General features: G+C 45.3%; 8 protein-coding genes. 6 read left to right on the top strand and 2 right to left on the bottom strand.

From position 1 onward, the window contains the following. Position 1: 1 nt before the first annotated feature. From ACX9GV_RS07250 to ACX9GV_RS07225, 6 genes are all read left to right on the top strand, one after another. Positions 2-3,394: a type I restriction endonuclease subunit R gene (locus ACX9GV_RS07250; protein WP_473197573.1), complete on the top strand. Its 3,393-nt coding sequence runs from the start codon at positions 2-4 to the stop codon at positions 3,392-3,394. Between the two features lie 118 nt (positions 3,395-3,512). Next, positions 3,513-5,108 (top strand): type I restriction-modification system subunit M, encoded by a 1,596-nt coding sequence (locus tag ACX9GV_RS07245; RefSeq protein ID WP_473197572.1) that lies wholly within the window; start codon positions 3,513-3,515, stop codon positions 5,106-5,108. Continuing rightward, the gene (locus ACX9GV_RS07240) at positions 5,105-5,677 is read left to right on the top strand and encodes a restriction endonuclease subunit S (protein WP_473197571.1); all 573 of its coding nucleotides are present in this window, start codon (positions 5,105-5,107) and stop codon (positions 5,675-5,677) included. The genes ACX9GV_RS07245 and ACX9GV_RS07240 overlap by 4 nt, the downstream gene beginning before the upstream one ends. Beyond that, positions 5,659-6,279 carry a restriction endonuclease subunit S gene (locus ACX9GV_RS07235; protein WP_473197570.1) on the top strand — a complete coding sequence of 207 codons (621 nt, stop codon included), beginning with the start codon at positions 5,659-5,661 and terminating at the stop codon, positions 6,277-6,279. The genes ACX9GV_RS07240 and ACX9GV_RS07235 overlap by 19 nt, the downstream gene beginning before the upstream one ends. Positions 6,280-6,292: 13 nt before the next feature. Beyond that, positions 6,293-8,287, top strand: a complete 1,995-nt coding sequence (locus ACX9GV_RS07230) for an AAA family ATPase (RefSeq protein ID WP_473197569.1) — start codon at positions 6,293-6,295, stop codon at positions 8,285-8,287. Beyond that, positions 8,284-10,044 (top strand): UvrD-helicase domain-containing protein, encoded by a 1,761-nt coding sequence (locus ACX9GV_RS07225; protein WP_473197568.1) that lies wholly within the window; start codon positions 8,284-8,286, stop codon positions 10,042-10,044. Before ACX9GV_RS07230 ends, ACX9GV_RS07225 begins: the two co-directional genes overlap by 4 nt. 350 nt (positions 10,045-10,394) lie before the next feature. On the opposite strand, the gene ACX9GV_RS07220 is transcribed toward ACX9GV_RS07225, so the two are convergent. Beyond that, positions 10,395-16,682, bottom strand: coding sequence for a DEAD/DEAH box helicase (locus ACX9GV_RS07220; protein WP_473197567.1), 6,288 nt, complete (start codon positions 16,680-16,682; stop codon positions 10,395-10,397). Further along, a complete protein-coding gene (locus ACX9GV_RS07215; protein ID WP_473197566.1) occupies positions 16,683-19,997 on the bottom strand; it encodes an STY4851/ECs_5259 family protein in 3,315 nt (1,104 codons plus the stop codon). Between the last annotated feature and the right edge of the window lie 38 nt (positions 19,998-20,035).

Genomic DNA, 20,035 nt, shown 5'->3' with positions numbered 1-20,035 from the left:
TATGGACAGAATAATTTTTATGAAATCAGTAAACTTCGAATTCTTGCGACCCGAGAATGACCTGCTAGCTAACCTTGGTGGTTTAGCCGAGGCGGTACTGCATATTGATCCGGGCAGTGCCCTGACCCGCCTGCGCAGCTTTGCTGAAGAACTGACCAAAGCCATTTACCAACAAGAACAGCTGCCGCGCGTGCCACAATCGAGCTTCTATGAGCTGACCAAAAACCCGGTTTTTGAAGATTGCGTCAATAAATCACTGATTCACCAAATCAACTTTTTGCGAAAGCAAGGTAACGATACCGCCCATGGCGCAAAAGGTGAACTGCGTAATGCCCAAATAGCACTGAGCACGGCGCACCAGTTAGCCATGTACATGGGTATTAAGTACTACGGTAAAAAGAAGGGGCTGCTGCCTGCATTTGCCGAGGTCAAAGACCCGACTGCAACCCTGAATCAATTGCAAAAATCCGTTTCAAGCTACGAAAAAGAGCTGCAAAAACAGCAGGAAGAGCTGGAAAGGGTAATCGAGCAACTGGAGTGTGAACGCACTCGAAATAGTGACCAACTTAAGCCACTCACTCAGCCCGAACAACAACAACGTCAACAGCAGAGCCAGCAAGTCGCCGACAGCCTGCAATGGAACGAAGCGAAAACCCGTGCGTTATTGATCGACGCCATGCTGCTGCAAGCCGGTTGGGATGTGCAGAACCCCGAGCAAGTTGGCCAGGAATTTGAAGTCAGCTACCCTGATAACCCCTCGGGTAAGGGTTATGTAGATTACGTGCTGTGGGGCGATAACGGCCAACCGCTGGCGGTTATCGAAGCAAAAAAATCTGGCAATACCAACTTGCAAGCAGGTCGTGAGCAGGCCCGCCTCTATGCCGATGCCTTTGAGTATATGGGTTACCAGCGCCCGGTAATTTTCTACTCCAACGGCTACGAAACCTTTATCTGGGACGACCACCAATACAACACCTACCGCCCGGTATATGGTTTTTACAGCAAAGACAGCCTGGAATATTTAATTTATCAACGCCACTACCGCACTGCAGAGCTGGAAAAATTCAACCCGGATCTCCACATTGCCGACCGCCCTTACCAGATCGAAGCCATCAAAACGGTAGCGGCCCACTTTCAACGTCAGCGCCGCAAGGCACTGATTATTCAAGCCACCGGTACCGGGAAAACCCGTGTTGCCATTGCACTGGCTGAATTGCTGCTGCGCACCGGCTGGGCCAAACGTGTGCTATTCCTGTGTGATCGCAAAGAACTGCGGGTGCAGGCGGACGATGCCTTTAAACAAAACCTACCTTCTGAGCCGCGCTGTGTGATTGGTGAAACCAACAAGATTGACCAAAGTGCACGCATCTATATTGCCACTTACCCCGGCATGATGAACCGCTTCGCTCAATTGGATGTGGGCTTTTTCGACTTGATCATTGCCGATGAATCCCATCGAAGTATCTACAATAAATACCGCGATCTATTCGATTACTTCGACGCACTACAAGTGGGCCTAACCGCCACCCCGGTGAAGTTTATCAGCCGCAATACCTTCGATATCTTCGACTGCGAAACCACCGACCCCACCTTTGAATTCGGGCTGGATGCTGCCATTAACAACGAGCCCCCCTATCTGGTGCCCTTCCGGGTGAAAGATCTCACCACTGACTTCCTGCGTGATGGCATTCACTACAATGACCTCACTGAAGAGCAGCAGCGCCAACTGGAAGAGGACCTGGGGGAAGAAGCCGCCCGTAACACCACCATTGCCGGTAAGGACATTGGGCGTAAGATTTTCAGTGAAGATACTGACCGCATTATTCTGGAAAACCTGATCAACAATGGCATCAAAGATGAAACCGGCTCCCTGGTGGGTAAAACCATTATCTTTGCTCAACGTCAGGATCACGCCGAACACCTGGAAAAACAGTTCTGCAAACTGTATCCGCAGTACGGCACCAAGGTGTGCAAGGTGATCCATAATGGCATTCCCCATGTGGAAAGCCTGATCAAAGAGTTTAAAAAGGCCAACAACGAATTTCGCATTGCGATTTCCGTCGATATGCTCGATACCGGTATTGACGTGCCGGAAGTGGTTAACCTGGTGTTTGCCAAACCGGTGAAAAGCTCGGTGAAATTCTGGCAGATGATTGGTCGCGGTACGCGCTTGCGCCCTGATCTTTTCGGCCCTGGCAAACGCAAAAAAGAATTCTTTATTTTTGACCACTATGGCAACTTTGATTTCTTTGAACAGGAATATCAGGAGCCAGAGGACACCGGCAGTAAATCCCTGCTGCAAACTACCTTTGAAGCACGATTAGAACTGGCACAGGCGGCCTTACGGCAAAACCATGCTGCCGCCTTCGATACCGCTATTGAGTTATTGCGTGCCGATATTAGCGACCTGCCGGATAGCAGTATCGCGGTAAAGCGTGAATTGCGGGTGGTACACCAACTGTTGCAAAGCGATTTACTGCAGCGCTTTGACGCTAAAACTCAGCATCTGTTGGCCAATCGCATCGCGCCATTAATGTCGACCCGAGTATTGCGCGACAAACATGCCACTCAGTTGGATAGACTGACAGCCACCCTAGAACGCTGTTTGGTAGAACAAGCTAGCTGTTTTGAGGATGGCCGTGATCAACTGCTGGCAGAGCTTGATAAGCTGGCCGTCAACATCCAGGCAGTGCGCCAGAAAGATACCCTGATTGCAGAAGTACGCAGTGCCGACTTCTGGCAAAACCCCAGCATCGAAAGGTTGGAACAAGCTCGCAAAGCGCTGCGTGGCATTATGAAGTATCGCCAAGCTGTCAGCGGTGGCGGGTTTACGATGCCCGCAACCAAAACCAGTGACAGCGGTCTGCAATTAAAAGAACGTGAGGCATACTTTCTCGGTGCCAACCAGGCGATGATCTACCGCCGCAGGTTGAAAGATATTTTGCAACAGATGATTGCTGCCAACCCCACATTGCAGAAAATCCGCCAAGGCGAACCCATTGCCGAATCGGAATTGAAAACCCTCACCTCGACTATTCTCACCAGCCACCCCGGCGTGAGTCTGGAAGTGCTGAATGAATTCTATGGCCGCACCGCCGACCAACTACACCTGACAGTGCGCGAAATTATCGGGCTCAACCCGCAAGCCATTGAAGACCACTTCAAAGGCTTCCTGCACAGCCACCCTACCCTGACCGCCCAGCAGGTGCGCTTTATCAACTTGCTGAAAAACTACATCGCCGAACGCGGTTCAATCATGATAGAAAAACTGTACGATGCCCCTTTTACCTCTGTCTCGCACGAGGGCATTGACGGTATATTTCCCCCCGATGATGTGAACGTGCTGATCGATGTATTAGAGCCATTTTTAACCCAGGAAGATGCCCGAGGATAACTGAAACCCGGGCAATGAGTCACGATGCCAAAGACATCATCACTCGAATTGAACCACTATCGGTTGAATCAGCGGAAAAGCCGCACATTCGACCTATTTTCATCAACAGAGAACAAACATGCTAACAGGCCAAATACGTAACGATATCGACAAACTCTGGGAAAAATTCTGGACCGGCGGTATCACCAACCCCTTAACCGTGATTGAGCAGATCAGCTACCTGATGTTCGCCCGTATGCTCGACATGCAGGAAGATATGGCCGAGCGCAAAGCCAACCGCACCGGTAAAGGTTTTGACCGTCTGTTCCCCAATACTGCACAAGGGCAACTGCTGCGCTGGAAAAACTTTAAAAACCTCAGCGGTAAAGAGCTGCACAAGCACCTTAAGCAAAACGTTTTCCCTTACTTCGGCACCTTGGGGAAAAGCGCGGATGACCAACCCAGCCAGGGCAGCGCCATTGAGGCCTTAGGCTATATTGGCGAATATATGCAGGATGCTGATCTCGAGATCAAAAACGAATCGGTACTGGTCAGCGCCGTGGAAATGGTGGATGAACTGCCACTGACCAAAAGCGATGTTAAAGGCGATATTTACGAATACCTGCTCAGTAAACTCACTACCGCCGGTATCAATGGCCAGTTCCGCACCCCGCGCCATATCATCGACACCATGATTGAGTTGGTGGATCCGCAACCGACAGAAACCGTCTGCGACCCGGCCTGCGGCACCGCCGGGTTCCTTGCCCGCACCATGGAATACCTCAACCGCATGCATTCCAGCCCAGCGGGTATTTTTGCCGATGAAGAGGGTAACCAGCACTATACCGGCGACCAGCTAGAGCCCTACCGCCCACATATCAACAAACAGATGTTCTGGGGCTTCGATTTCGACACCACCATGCTGCGCGTTAGCAGTATGAACATGGCCCTGCATGGGGTGAATAGCGCCAATATTCTCTACCAAGATAGCTTGAGTAAATCCATTAAAGAGAACTTCCCCCAGCAGGAAGAAAACTTCTTTGATGTGATCCTCGCCAACCCGCCATTCAAAGGTAGCCTGGATGAAACCAACACCAACCCCGATGTACTGGGGCTGGTGAAAACCAAAAAGACCGAACTGCTGTTTGTCGCCCATATTCTACGCGCCCTGAAACTGGGTGGCCGTGCTGCGGTGATCGTGCCCGATGGCGTGCTGTTCGGCTCGTCTAACGCCCACCAACAACTGCGTAAAGCATTGATTGAAAATAACCAACTTGAAGGCATTGTCAGCCTGCCCAGTGGGGTGTTTAAGCCCTATGCCGGTGTCAGCACCGCCATTTTGCTATTTACCAAAGGGGGCTCAACCGATCGGGTTTGGTTCTATGACCTACAAGCCGATGGCTATTCATTGGACGATAAGCGCACCCCACTGAAAGGTGCAGACAGCAACGACCTGCCCGATGCCATTGCCAAGTGGAAGCAATACTGCGCCTTAGTGCAGAAAAATGCTTCAGCGGAAGCGATCAACCATGCCTTTGGTGACAAAACCCAGAAAGCCTTTGTGGTGGATGCCAAAGATATCGCCGACAACAAGTTTGATCTTTCCATTAACCGCTATAAACAAGTGGTGTATGCGGAGGAAACGTTTGAAGACCCGAAGGCCATTCTGCAAAAGCTAAAAGCGCTGGAAAGCGAGATTATGACGGATCTGGATGAGTTGGAGGGGATGCTATGAGTTGGCCTTTGGTTCCGATCGCTGATTTTTGTAAAACAAGCAGTGGGGGTACTCCTTCAAGAGAAGTTTCGGAGTATTACGGTGGTGAAATACCGTGGATAAAATCTGGTGACTTGAAGGAAAAGAGCGTCAACCAGGCGACAGAATTTATAACTGAGCTTGCTGTACAAAAGAGCAACGCGAAAATTATTCCTTCTGGCGCTATTCTCTTAGCAATGTACGGAGCAACTGTCGGTCGAATGGCAATGCTAGGAATTGAGGCGGCGACTAATCAAGCAGTTTGCAGCATTATTCCTGATGAAAAGCATGCGGTTACAAAGTATGTATATTATGCACTTATGGCTAAAGTACCAGAGTTTCTTAGGAATGCGGTTGGTGGGGCTCAGCCCAATATTAGCCAAGGAATGATCAAGGACACAAAAATCCCCCTTCCCCCCTACCCGAACAAAAACGCATTGCCGCCATTCTCGATAAAGCCGATGCCATCCGCCGCAAACGCCAGCAAGCCATCCAGCTCGCCGACGACTTCCTCCGTGCGGTGTTTCTGGAGATGTTTGGTGACCCGGTGACCAATCCGAAGGGGTTCCCGATTGGCACAATTCGTGATCTTGTAGAGTCAGCTAATTATGGTTCTTCTGCAAAGGCATCCGAAATAGGTGGTGACTACCCGATTTTAAGAATGGGTAATATTACTTATAAGGGTTATATCGACATGATGGATTTAAAGTACATCGACCTGAGCGAAAAGGAAAAATCAAAATATTTAGTTGGTAAGGGAGATTTACTTTTTAACAGAACGAATAGCAAAGAACTGGTTGGAAAAACTGCTGTATACGACAGGGATGAACCAGTCGCGATTGCTGGATATTTGATTAGAGTGAGAACCAACGCGAAAGGAAACAATTATTATCTATCCGGATATTTGAACTCTTCGCACGGAAAAAAAACATTACAAAATATGTGTAAGAGTATTGTTGGCATGGCAAATATCAACGCTCAGGAAATGCAAGACATCCCAATCCTTATTCCTCCAGTTGAATTACAAAATCGTTATCAAGACATTGTGGTATCGACCAATGCTAAGTTGATAAGACATAGGGCAGCTTTAGAACGTAAGGAAGAGCTATTCAACTCTCTAAGCCAAAAAGCTTTTTCCGGAAACTTACATTAATTGGTAAGGATAAATGATGAAGATTAAAAGCGCTCGCATAAAAAATTATCGATTGCTAAAAGACGTATGCCTTACGTTGGATGACAGCACGACGTTAATTGTTGGTCGAAATAATACTGGAAAAACTTCGCTTGCAGAGATTTTTCATAGTTTCCTCAGTTCAAAGGGCCCGAAAATTCGATATGAGGACTTTAATCAGGCGTGCTTTTCAGGATTTGAAGAAGCTCTGAGCGCCTTCTTGGCCTCCGCAAAAGAGCATGATGTTCGAGCTCTGATGCCAATGATAGAGTTAGAGCTCCGAATTGATTATAAAGATAATGAAAATGACTTCGGTGTATTAGGCGACTTTATCATAGATCTCGATGACACAATTTTTGAAACTCACGTGTTGCTTTCTTATCAGTTGAGAGATGGGAATGTAAAAAATTTTTTTCAGTCACTTGATGTGACTGACCGTAAAAAATATTTTTCAGACCTCAAAGAACTAATAAGTCACCATTATGAAGCGGTGATATATGCAATAGATCCGACCAATCCCAGCAACAAAGTAAGGGTTGATTTTTCTTCTTTTAAGAAATTGACTTTATTTGGGCTAATTAATGCACAAAGAGGTCTCGATGATGAAACCCACAGCGAACGTGACGTACTTGGTAAATCACTCGGGAATATATTTAAAAGTGCAAACAGCTCAGGCGCTCATGATGATTTTAAAGCCCAGTCTGACGAAGTCAATAAAGTAGTAAAGGAATTACAGGAGAAGGTTGATACTGATTTTCAGGAGAAAGTAAAAGCACTTTTGCCCACACTAAATATTTTCGGCTATCCAGGACTGCAAGACCCGAATTTAAGTGCTGCAACTGAGTTGAATGTAAAGTCTTTATTAGAGAGCAACACCAAGGTTTTTTACGAAGGTGATGATTATTTTTCTCTGCCAGAAACTTACAATGGTTTAGGTGTTCGTAATTTGATATTTATTCTTTTCAGGATTTATGAATATTTCAGAGAGTTTCAATCTCAACCCACCCCACCAAAAGGCCATTTGATCTTCATTGAAGAGCCAGAAGCGCATTTACATCCGCAAATGCAAGAGGTATTTATTCGGCAGCTAGAGAAAATAGTCAAAGAGTTCCAAAAACAGTTTAATGATGGAAATACATGGTCAGTACAATTCGTGGTTAGCACCCATTCATCACATATCGCCAACGAAGTAGACTTTAGCAAAGTTCGTTATTTTTTATCCAAAAGTGGTAAGGAGACCAAAGTTAAAGATTTGAGTGAAGCCTTTTGCAGCGATGAAGTTAAAAAGGATAAAGAGTTTTTACACAAGTATTTAACACTTACAAAATGTGACCTTTATTTTGCAGACAGGGCTATTCTAATTGAGGGCGCTACGGAAAGAATCCTTTTGCCTGAGATGATTAAAAAAATTGATGGAAGTCAACAATGCAACCTGCGCAGAAAGTATTTATCTGTAGTCGAGGTGGGAGGTGCATATGCTCACCATTTTTATAAGTTCATCGATTTTCTTGAGCTCAAGACTTTGTTTATTACTGATTTGGACTCTGTAGATTCAAAATCACACAGTTCCTCAGTAATTGTGAGTAAGGGAGACCGCTCTAGTAACGTAGGAATATCCCAATGGTTTGGAAGGGATGGGCATTCTAATTTATCGGATATACGAAGAAAAGACGACAAAGACAAAATTTCCGGATGTCGTCGCTTAGCATTCCAGGTGGATGAAGACGGAGTGGGTCTCTGTGGCCGAAGCTTTGAAGATACGTTTATTCTGGCGAATGCAAGCCTCTTTGAACTTGAGGGTTTAGGTGGGGTGGACCTGGAACAGGCTGTTTTTGAAAAAGCAAAAAAAATTGGGAAAGACAGCAAAGCAAATTTCGCAATTGAATATGCAGTTGATAAAACAAACTGGATTGTCCCTAAGTATATTCGTGAGGGATTGCAGTGGCTGGATAAAGACGATTTAGGCCAAACGGAGGAAATCAAATTATGATAATGATCAGCCCAGCCGAGCAGGCTTCCATAGAGGCACTAGAGCGAATTAGGCACTGTATTGATAATAATCAGTGTTTTCGATTAGAAGCTGGAGCCGGAGCCGGTAAAACCTATTCATTGATTGAGTCTATTAATTATCTGGTATCAAACCAAGCAGATGCTTTGTTAAGTAATCGGCAGCAAATTGCTTGCATTACATACACAAACGTTGCAAAGGACGAAATAAAAGATAGAACCGATCACCATCCAGCGATTTTTGCCGACACAATCCATGCTTTTTGTTGGAACATTTTACAACACTACCAAGTCAAGCTTCGCGAACATCTTCCGAAACTTGGTGAAAAGTGGCAAGAGAGAATATCTGCTTCTGCAGGCATAACTGATCAAAATGTTAAATATGACCTAGGGTTTCCTTCGATTAATGAAAGAGAGATAACCTTGCATCATGATGATGTAGTCATATTAATGGCTAGTATGCTCGTCTATCCAAAATTTCAGAAACTACTAAAAAGTAAGTTCCCCATAGTATTCATTGATGAATATCAGGATACCAACAGCAAGTTAGCTGACAGCATCGTCAATAACCTCATTGATAACGACTCAGGTGTGATGGTTGGTCTTTTTGGTGATCACTGGCAGAAAATTTATGGTTCTTCCGCTTGCGGTTTAATTCTCAGCACTAAAGGGAAAATAGTAGAAATTGGAAAGGAAGCAAATTTCCGGTCTGATAAAAAAATTGTTCAATGTTTAAACAGAATGCGTCCTGACCTCCCCCAAGCTGAATCAAACCCATTCTCAGAGGGAACTATTAAGGTTTTCCATTCCAATGATTGGCGTGGTGCTAGAAGAGATGGTAAAGGTGGCGGACATTGGTCTGGAGATCTTCCTGAACTTAGTGTAAAGGAATATATCGATAAAACTATAGAGTTAATGTGCCTTGACGGATGGGATATATCTTCTGACAAAACAAAGATCCTTTTTTTAACCAACAACCTTATAGCGAGTGAGCAAAAATTTAAAAATCTAGCTGACTGCTTCTCTTACACGGATGACTATTTAAAAAAGAAAGACAAATATATTCAATTTTTCCTTGAAGTGGTTGATCCAACTTTGTTGGCCTATGAAAATAATCATTATGGCGAGTTATTACAAATTAAAAAGCAGAGTCATCCTCAGCTGAAACGCCAATCCGATAAAACCGATTGGCTTAAAAACCTTTACAAGGCATCGCAAGTAAAAGTCTCTGGTACAATTGGCGATATGCTGGATCTATTGATGGAGACTAGGATACCTAGGGTTCCTTCAAAAATTGAAGAGTCAGAAGAAAAATATAAACATCTTCTATCAAAACTACCTGGTGAGCTGAATGTCGATGAGATGAGACATGTTCAACAGATCAATAAATTGCGTTCTATAAATTATCGGGAGGTATCAAACCTCGGTGAGTATATTGATGACAAGACCCCATTTTCAACAAAGCACGGAGTGAAGGGGGCTGAGTTTGAAAATATACTTGTTGTTTGTGGTCGTGGCTGGAACCAATATAACTGGAATCAGATGTTGGAATGGATGAATAACTCTTATCCTATTGATAAAAAAGATACATTTGAACGAAACCGAAACTTGTTTTATGTAAGCTGCTCACGTGCCAAGCGTAAACTCACTTTACTTTTCACGCAGGAGTTATCTGAAACGTCTATTTTGGTACTTAAAAATATATTCGGTAATGAAAATATATTAGGGAGCCCGTTTTAGATTTTATAGTGTTTATTAACATGTTAAATAAAAATAGAACACCAATGCCAAATTGAATATATTAAAAAATATCATTGGCATCCATTGATATTTATTTTGTTCGAGGATTGTTGGAGAAAACCTATATTAACCACTTTCAATTATATACAGCAAATATTCCAATTGGCATTGGAATCCAAAAAAAGATGCATTGGGTGATAAAGCGATTCAATGTTATTTCCGCGGGAAATTAATAACACACCATGCGAATTCGCCGTTCAGTTACAAAAATGACACCAGCTTGAAGCCGGTGCCAGGTGATAGTGATATCTGTATGCTGCTCTTTCTACAATTAATCCACTATTGGTGGATTAATTGATCGCATGCTTATAGTAAATATCCGTACTCCAGTCACTGGAATTATAAACAATAAAATGACTCTCCATTTCCTTTAAAGCTCGTAATTGGCTACTTAGGTCAGCCCCAAAATCAAACTTAACCGTTGAGAACTTTGAATACTCATCCTTGATATTCCAATAGCCCACACCTTGATCTAATTTAATTATCACTCTTTCTCCACCAGTTAACATCAAGGTTAGCTGCCGTCTATGTGCTATTTCGGACTTTGAAGCATGGCAAATAATATCTGTTTTTATTTTCGTCTTAGCTTCTAACCAAACCTGATAAGCGCTGATAAAGTCTGCTTCGTTTGACCAATCATGGTGTAAATAAAAACCAGACTTTTCTTTTTCATGAAAGAGAGTATCAATTTTAATATCTTTTATGCCCGGCTTTACACCACTTAACGCTGAAATGATTTGGGCCAACATCAACATGCTCGAGGGGCTTTGGATATATCGGTCAGAATAATGAACTGTTTCTACATTCTTATTGCTTAATATGCCAAGTAGTTTCTTATCGCCGTTAAGTAAATGCATCCAAAATTTTTCACCAAATTTCAACAGATTACCATTAAGCTCCAGGCCTATTTCCACTGAGTGACCAATCTGTTGAGAATCCGCTATTGCTTGAATTTCAAACACATTGATTGTCGCAGCTTTTACTATAGTGCTTGAAACGACGAGTGAATCTGCTTTGAGCCAGCTATCGCCTGGCACTGCATCATCACCGTTAGATGAGGCAATTGAAATCAGTTCATCGTTACTCAGCAGCAACTGAGCAACCATTTTTTGATGTGGAGGGCTACCTGTCGCGATTGTCGCCCCAAATTTCTGTAATACCCACAGCTCATCTGACAACTCAGCTTCCAAATGAGCCTCGGGTACCACCAAAGTCACAGCTACCCCATTCACTGACAAGTAGGTTGCTATTGTGCGCTTGAAATTCGGATGATTAAGATCCCAATCATTAAGCTCTTCGCTTAACCAAAAGGTAAGGTGGGAGGCACCTTTATTGATATGACTGCGGATCAAATGGACAACAGAGTAAGGTTGATAAGTCGCATCAGCAGCAATCCTCATTTCCGCAGGGATCTCATTATATAAGGCAAATTCTGCGCCAATCCAACTGAGAGCCAGTGATCTGTCGATAAAGTCGATATCGTGTCTTGTGTCAGACTCAAGCAAGCATTCACTACAGCCCGTCACACATTTATCACAAGCCAATTTTGTGACCATTGAGCTAATCAATGATTGGATGTGCCGGTTGGCCGAACTCGCAAACCCTGCACCACCAGCAACCATGTCATATAATTGAATCACTGAAACTGTGTGGCAATTATCAACAATCGCTGGCCTAACCGCATACCCCAATTCACCCGTGCCAATACCCAATTTATCAGCCAGAGCCGATCGCAATGCAATCGCCAGCGTGTAAGCTATGATTTTCCCCTGTGCATTATCCGGTATATATTCATTAATCACCGGATGTTTTAAAACAAGCTCAAAGACATCTGTTTTAGAATGGCTGCCAAGGTGGATCCCTTGAATCAAAGTACCTGCCCCTTCGCATTCCGCGTTAATATCACCTCGTTGATCAGACTTTGGCGCTTTTAAAGGTCTATGTGATTTAGTGGGCGATAACTCATTGGGAAAGTCACCGTTTCTGTCCAAAGATTCCGCTCTACCACACTGCATGCATAACACATAACCTGTTCCATAAATCCCCGAGGTATGATTAAAAACCGTCCCCTCAGGATTGGAAACCATATACCCCATCACATTATTAGGTAACGCTACCTGAGTGGCTTTGCCAACAGAAACCCAAGCCGGTTCAACCGGTATAAATTTCTGACTGGAGACATCGTTTGAAGGTGAACTATAAAAATCAGTCACAAAACCTGTCGGCTGCAAGACCCGCCGAATATGCTTTTGATTAATAGGTTGAGCACAATTCTGGTTACTGCATTTCATGTCCAGAGCAGAGGCGGTGACTTCTTCTTCGTAACCTGTTTGACCACAGCATTCACAGCGCCAGGCAAGATCAAACTTTTGCGCCTCATTCGCATTGATCTTAGACACATTATGCCAATGCAGGGCAACACCACCCGAGCGAAACACCCGCCCATCCAACACTATCTCGGCACCGGGTGCGTATTCCCGGATAGCCACTGCAAGGTTACGGCTAGGTAACCCTCGCAAACGCGAAACGTTATCTTCCCGATCTTCTTTATCAGGCTTGTGATCTTTACGGGTTCTTAAATAATCTTCAATGTTATTAGTATCAAAATTAACGACATCGGTTGGGAAGCCGTAACCTGGGAGGAAGCTCTTAGACGCCAACTCACGCAGTAAATATTCTTTTGCAAGCCGTGTCTTCTCAAGTTTTAAGCGATAAGCATAAGGGCTGTCCGGTAACGCCTTATTCTGCTCTGACTCAAGATATTGATATTCTTTCAACCACTGTTTTTGCAATTTTTCTATTGTTTCTAGAGCGTTAGCTCTTAACTGATGGGATGGGTATCCTAGCAGTACTGTTCCCCTGACCAAAGCCTGCAGATCGTGGTCGAAGGAAGATGCAGCATCATTGAGCCAATCGAGGAAATGCGAGCACACCGAATTATTTTCCGGCAGATAAAACCACTCCAGATTCAATGCCGTTTTTTCTGTTGATGTCTGGCCAACAACATGACGCAAAAATAGTGACAGCAACAGAGAGTTTATGTGGCGCTGCACCAATCGTTCCGAATTAAATGCTACATAGGGTGCGGGTATTTTAGATTCGAATGGCCATAGCGGATTAGCAAACACCTGCTGGTCATGGGGGTTGCTTTTACACAAGGTATAAGACATGGACCGTGATTCTTTACTCCGCCCAGCACGCCCAGCCCGCTGTAGATAATTTGCCGGATGGGGAGGAACGTTATTCATCACCACGGCTGTAATTCCACCAATATCTACGCCCATTTCCATGGTTGTGGAACAATTGAGTACATTAATATTGCCAGTCTTGAATTTGTCTTCATAATCCTGCAGCCGTTCCGCACTTTGTTGAGCTGAGTGTTCCGCTGTACGGTAATAAAATCCCCCCTCCACTGCTCGGTCATTAAGGTCTGTCCAAAGATTACGCTCGCGAAGCGGTTGGACGCTTACGTCTTTCTCCACTAATTCACGCGTATAGGACAAGCCTTCCTGAAAGTCCAACTGACTGGAATCAAATTTCCAAATTGAGGGAAAGGTGACTTCCTCACACAAATAATCAGCAGCATTAACGACATTACGAGGTAAATAAGGGGTAAAACCTTTGAACGTGGTAGCCAATAGCTTATTGGTTATCGGGCAAACATAGGCCTTGTCAACAAAGGAAAAAGTCAGCTTTTCCCGCTCCAGAGCGAATCTGTTCCCATCAGAAACCAAGGTTCGTGCCTTTTCAGTCAAGTCCAGCCAAGCCGCTTTTAACCAAACATTGATAAGGTCTTTACTCTGCGCAGAATTAATATTGAGCCCTGTTGCCATACACAGGAGCTTTACCAGCCGATGCATGTTACCGGTTTTGATCTGCGGCCACTTCTTGATACGGCCTTCATCGTAATCTTCTGACTCGGGGCTTCTCAGTGATTTGGACGAGAAGCGGATGCCAATCCATCTTAACCAGCCGCCCTCCTCTACTCTGACAAATGTATTTTCACGCACATAAAAATCCAGTGCCACTTTGATAAAGTCTTGCCAATCAGCCAAACTGAACCCATGTTCTTCCCATCTGTCTGGAGAGACAGTTATCTTCTCAATGCCGGCATAACCCACTTTGACCAGTCCTTGAGTCTCCGTGCTGTTCTGCCGTTTTGGCCGTCTGGCAAACTCCCTAAACAACAACATATCAGCCAGTTTGACACTGCCGTCTGTTTGCTTGAATATCTCCGGTGACATGTATTGGTTATATTCGAGCATGGCCCCTTGAAAATCACTTTTACGCGCCAATGCTTGTACCATTTCTTGCCAGCTAACGACGGCTAATGACCGCTGATCAACACCCGATTCGATGGTATTTGCCTTCGCGTCGAGTTCATCGGCCACGCCATGCATCCCTTGGTCTCTCATCATTTTTGCTGATGTTCTTAGCGTTTCGGCAGTCACGCCTTCCGCTGGTTGATTCAGGTCTGCGGGCTGTTCCAATTGTTTTTGTTTAAGAACTTCAACCACTGCCCCACGTAACTTGGAACGCTCCGCTTCCTGCTGCATCCTCACCGCAAGGCGTGCTGTTCCCTGCCGGCTATCGGTAAAGGTAATCAGCCTTCTGCCACGTGCAGGTAATGATTGTGGCCCTACAGAATCTTTTTCGTCAAAGTCTGGGCAAAACTCCAGTAAGGTAGGGACGACATTAGAAATGTAGAAGGGGGTTCCCAACAGAGCCCGCCTGAACGGCAACCCTTGTTGAGTACCGCGACATTCACAACGGCTACAGATCAAACTGGTGCTAACATCATAGGCAACCAAATAACCCTCAGAATCAAAAGAACCTATTTCACCGGACTTACCAATCCGAATCTGCTGATAAATTCCGTTAGAGTCGAGCTCGGCAGCAATGATTGCGGGGCAGGAAGCAGACTGATTCTTATCTTGTATGGGAGAATCATCCTCTCCGGCTTCTTGCTGAAGAGAAAATTCATCAACAGCATGACTACTCCACTGAGCCAGCTTCCCACCCCTATCGCGGGCCATCAGATGTGGCTCGTTGCAGTCAGTACAAAAACTCAGTTCGAGTACTGGGGCACCACATTGGCAATGTTGCGTATGGACTGCATAAACATAACCAAAGGGCCAATCTTGATCGAGAGCTGTTCCTTGCTTATGGGCGCAGTTTTTATCGATACAGGCCCATAGACCGTTAGTCATGCGCTGAAAAAAATGCGCCCGCAATTTAAGGAAGGCCTCTTTGGTTGATGACGACTTGGTGCCGGATAATAAATCCAACCAACGCAGTAACTCAGCTTGAGGACGCGCTCTTTTATTAAGGCGCATACCCATTCTGGAAGCAATATCATCAAGCTTCAGTGGCGTTTTACTTTCGACCAAAACCTCTCTAAGGGTTTTGGCAAAAGTTGATGCCAAAAGGGCATTGAACCTGTCCTCCGATACATCTGGCTCAGACTGTCCCTTCGCCACTGGCTGCCCCATGGGTTCAATAGTCTCTAATTCTTCCAATGGCAAATCAGGTCCATCAACAAAATCCAGTTCAGGGATAGCACGGCGCCCGCCAATCACCTTCACCTGATCCGGATGCACACCAGCAAGCTCAGCCAAATACCGCTTCAACTGGTGATGAGTATCCGCACCGGCGATGGTGGCTGAGGTCGCGACAAAACGCACATTCTTTGCCTCAACACCAAAAGCCTGCAGAACTCGCCTAAGTTGCAACGCCAGTTCGGCAGCCTGAGAACCAACATAAGTGTGCGCTTCATCCAAAACTATCCACCGAAGCGATTTTTGTTGCTTTGATATCTCAATAATAGGGGAGTCAATTTGACGCACCAGCATATACTCGAGCATGGTGCCATTAGTCACTAAAATGGGGGCCGGTGACTTACGCATCAACTCACGCGATAAGACTTCATTTTTACGTAGTTCTTGCTCTTTGCGCTTTTTGTTCTCGCTGTTTTCTGTGTTGCCGTTATATAAGCAATAACGAATAGCTTTACCTTTGTCTTCACCTTTACCAAAGTGTTTGGTCCATGCGTCAAGCCGCTCTTGCTGAGAATTGATCAAAGCATTGAGCGGATACAAAAATAGCGCGCGGACACCAACTAATGGCTTTTGGGCATGACGATATTCTCGATATAAGTCTTCAAGCACTGGCACCATAAAACATTCGGTCTTCCCAGATCCGGTACCTGAAGTCACAACAACCGATTGCGGTGTTTTATCCAATAAAGTTTTCCAAACGGTCAGTTGATGCTTGAATGGCTTAAAGGTTTTCTCAAACCGATATCGACCGTTGTCTTTATCATCCAAGGCGGCGATCACTTCAGCAGAAAGTAAATCTCCACTCAGTTGCGTCATTTCTTTGTCTGCGGGTTCCCAACCGAAGGTATGTTCAAACACCGGTGGAGCAAGCATTGCCTGTGGATTTCCACAATCAGCAGACAGTAACTCAGTCAAATGATTTCTAAGGGATGGGTTGGTAATGCCCAAAACGCTTAACGTCGCTTCCCTGGCACGGGAGATAGACTGAGTAACCAATTCAGAAAAAAATCGTGTCATCATCTATACCTTGCTGAAATAACTAATGAAACAGCGATAGACTGGCTCAAACCAGTCTCTGTCAAAATCTCTGAGCTTCTTAATATGGAAAATCGCTTCGTCAGAAAGGAAGTGACAATCAGCCACCTGCAACTTGCCTACGGCTATTGCTGCGGCATAAATAGGGGCATACACCACACCATGGTGATAAGTCCTCACTGTTGGAAACTCAAACGGCATTTCCTTTAAAGCCAAACAACTGTCTTTAATCTGTTCACCCAGTTCCTCAGGCCATTGAGGATTATCAACTTGCTTGCTAAGCAGGTCTTGATACCAACCGGACATCATTTGCTGTATAGAAGCCGCATTTAATTTCTGTAACAGCGTCCCATTCTTCAGGAACCCGGCTACCGTATCTTCCAACACCGGTATAGCCAAAGCCAACTTATCGACCATAGTTGAAACAATGCCGTACACTAGAGCATCTGTAATCCCAGACTCTATAAAGTGGGTTCTCATCAGGGAAATGGCGTGTTGCCAATGCGTTAGCTTAATAAACACCCAAAATACAGGAAGCTCCTGCTCAATTTTTGAGATGAGTTTGTGGTCACATTCAAAACGCAGCAGTGCAACAGCTAACACTTGTGGATCTTTCACCAAGTGACGCCACACCTCGAATGTAGAAAGCGGTAAATAACCAAAATTCCGGTAAATATCTTTAAGGTACTGCCAACCACTGTGTGACCAGTCATGTGCCATCTGCAAGAAAACGGTACTTATCGTGTCAGGCGATACTGTCGGGTGATAAAGCCGGACAGCTTTTTGTAATGTGCTCAGTTCGTCACGATTAACACCCTCTGCCGAGCCTGGAATAAACTTAGCTCTGAACTTTATCCCGTTGACATCCTGGGGGATCACTAACCACGGCCCACCCTCATTCACATAGCTAGGTAGTTCATACACGCCCGTGTTTACCCCCTCTGACTGTATGCTTGTTAATAATAGGGCTTTCTGTTCAGGATTGGTCAGATTCATCAACGCAGGTTTAAGCGTATCGACATCAAATCCATTCCGTGACTGCAAAGATACGGTGTTATTACGATTGTCATACTCAAGAACCATTGCATAACGACTAATCTGATGCCTGATTGTTTTGCCGGGGCCACTGATAGCTAATTCAACCCGAGCATCGAGCGCATCTGTAGTAGATAACAACGCCAGTATTGATTCCCTCAATCCATAAAGACTGATTTCAAGTGGTCGATCCGTTACCTTGTATTGCCAACGGTAATAAGGGGCTCGGTTCTTTGCCGAAGAAGACAGGCTGACGGCTTCCACCTGAAAATTCGCTGGGCATCCCTGCTGAGCAAAAAGATGTAATCGGCACCCCAAGAGCTCTTCAACAGAAAGTCCGCTCTGGAGTCGCTGCCCTTGAGCATCAAAGGTTAACGCACCTTTGGATGGGAATGGCACCTCGATATAAATAGGGTCAGCATTCAGACTTACCATTACCTCCAAACACACCGACTCTGGAGGCAATTCTTTCGCAGATAATAAGATTTCTGTTACGCAGCCGTGCTTCTTCTGAGAATCAACGTTCACCATTTCAGATTGAACTTTGGTGATACAAGGCATTGCCGTTGAGATCTGTATGCCCCCCCGGTTTGGTGCCCCCCCTGCAATCAGCACGATCTCAAAATCCGCTGGCAGAATACCTATCCGCTTTCTGAGTAACGTCACCCCTTCGTGGGTTTTCACTGATAATGTATGGCGTCCATACAATGTTGAGCCGACTAAGTATTCAGTATTGTTAGAACCCAAATAAATCAGATAACGTGATTTGCTGGGCTCTGCAATACTGTCTATTGGTTTTACAGTCGGAATGCCAAGAAACACCAACGATGGGGTCGTCTTCCAAGTCAGTTGTTCCCCTTTAAGCACCATAGAAGCAAAACCAAAGTCTTCTGCCCCCGTTGTGATAACAAAACGCTGTGAATCTGCCGTATAAATCTCACAACGCCCTTTAAGCCTTACCGGGACCAAGTCACCAAAGCGAAGCCCACCTTCATCACGCTCCCAATTCCCGTGTACCAACGTCATTTCCGATAATGGTGGGCAAAGCAATAAAACCTCCTCGCGTGTAGTCGTCACTGACGCTTGCCCCAATACCCGCCATTTTTCGGTATCTTCTGCCAGAATCAGCGGCACCTCCCCCACATCTATAGCGCTGTCTGCCAGTCTGATGTCAGAAAGTCGCTGCCCTGCTTGCATCGCCACTAAATAGAGTTCACTTTGTGGATAACTTCTCCTAACTACAGTACTGGCCATTCTCATGCGGACCAGCGCCTTTTCCAGTTCAAACTGGACAAAAGCGGGCCCCAGAGCCGCAATTTGTTTGTTCCCCTCAAATATCGCAAGTTCCACTCTGCCTGAGCGCAATTGCAGTTTTGAAAGATTGAAACGGCAATTAAGAGGTAAGATAACCTCTGTACTGAGAGACTGATTGTCGAAAGATAAAAAATGCCGACAAGCAAGCTCTTTACGCTTACTTGCCACATGCCGGACTGCTTCAGAAGCACCTATGAGAAGTTGACCTAAGAACGCAGAACCCACTTCGCTCTCCAGTGGTAAAGGGAAACTATACCGCCACTGTGGAAAATGCTCGTCTAGATAACGCGCAGGATACTGCTGTTGTTCAAGGCTAAACTGATGTACCAGGGCGTCTAATTGCTCAACCATATTGGCGATCAACTCAACAGATTCATTCCCTTGTAGATTTTCTGGTAAACGAGAAATTCGGCTACTGATTAGCTGGTTGATCGCCTCATGGCCCCACTCTTTTACCTGCTGATAACGGTTGAAAATCGCTGAAAACGCTTGCTGATAATTATTCGAATCAAGTGACAACTGTTTGGAAGGTAATCCCCCCTCTTTGAATACAGAGCCTAGGTAGTCACACCGCTCCAAGTTGTAACGGGATAAGCTCCTCCCCCAGTAGCCCTCCAACCCTGCTCTTACCACATCACTGACCTGGCTAGGTGACAACTCCAGCCCTAAGGATTTAAATATCGGCTGCCAACTCCATTCCAGGTTGTACTCTCTGCGAAACCACTCAGCACAATAGAGAGTAAAGGCTCCACACCATTCGCAAGAGAACCTGTTAGGTACTCCGAATCTGAAAAAATCGGCAAGTACTCCCTTCATCTCCCCATACTCCAGTGAGGTGACCTGATACTGATACAAGGGAATATGCATGGGCGATGTCAAGCCACGACGGCTAAGGAAGATATTGAGCCAAGACTTGACACTAACCAAAGAAGACAAACTTGATGCAGGCATATTACTAATTCCTTGTAAAATAAGAAGAGTGCGGAATC

It is taken from the genome of Serratia sp. 25CWL12 (genome assembly GCF_055790885.1).
Note: the sequence above shows the minus strand (reverse complement) of the source record. Positions and strands in the feature narration are given on the sequence as shown.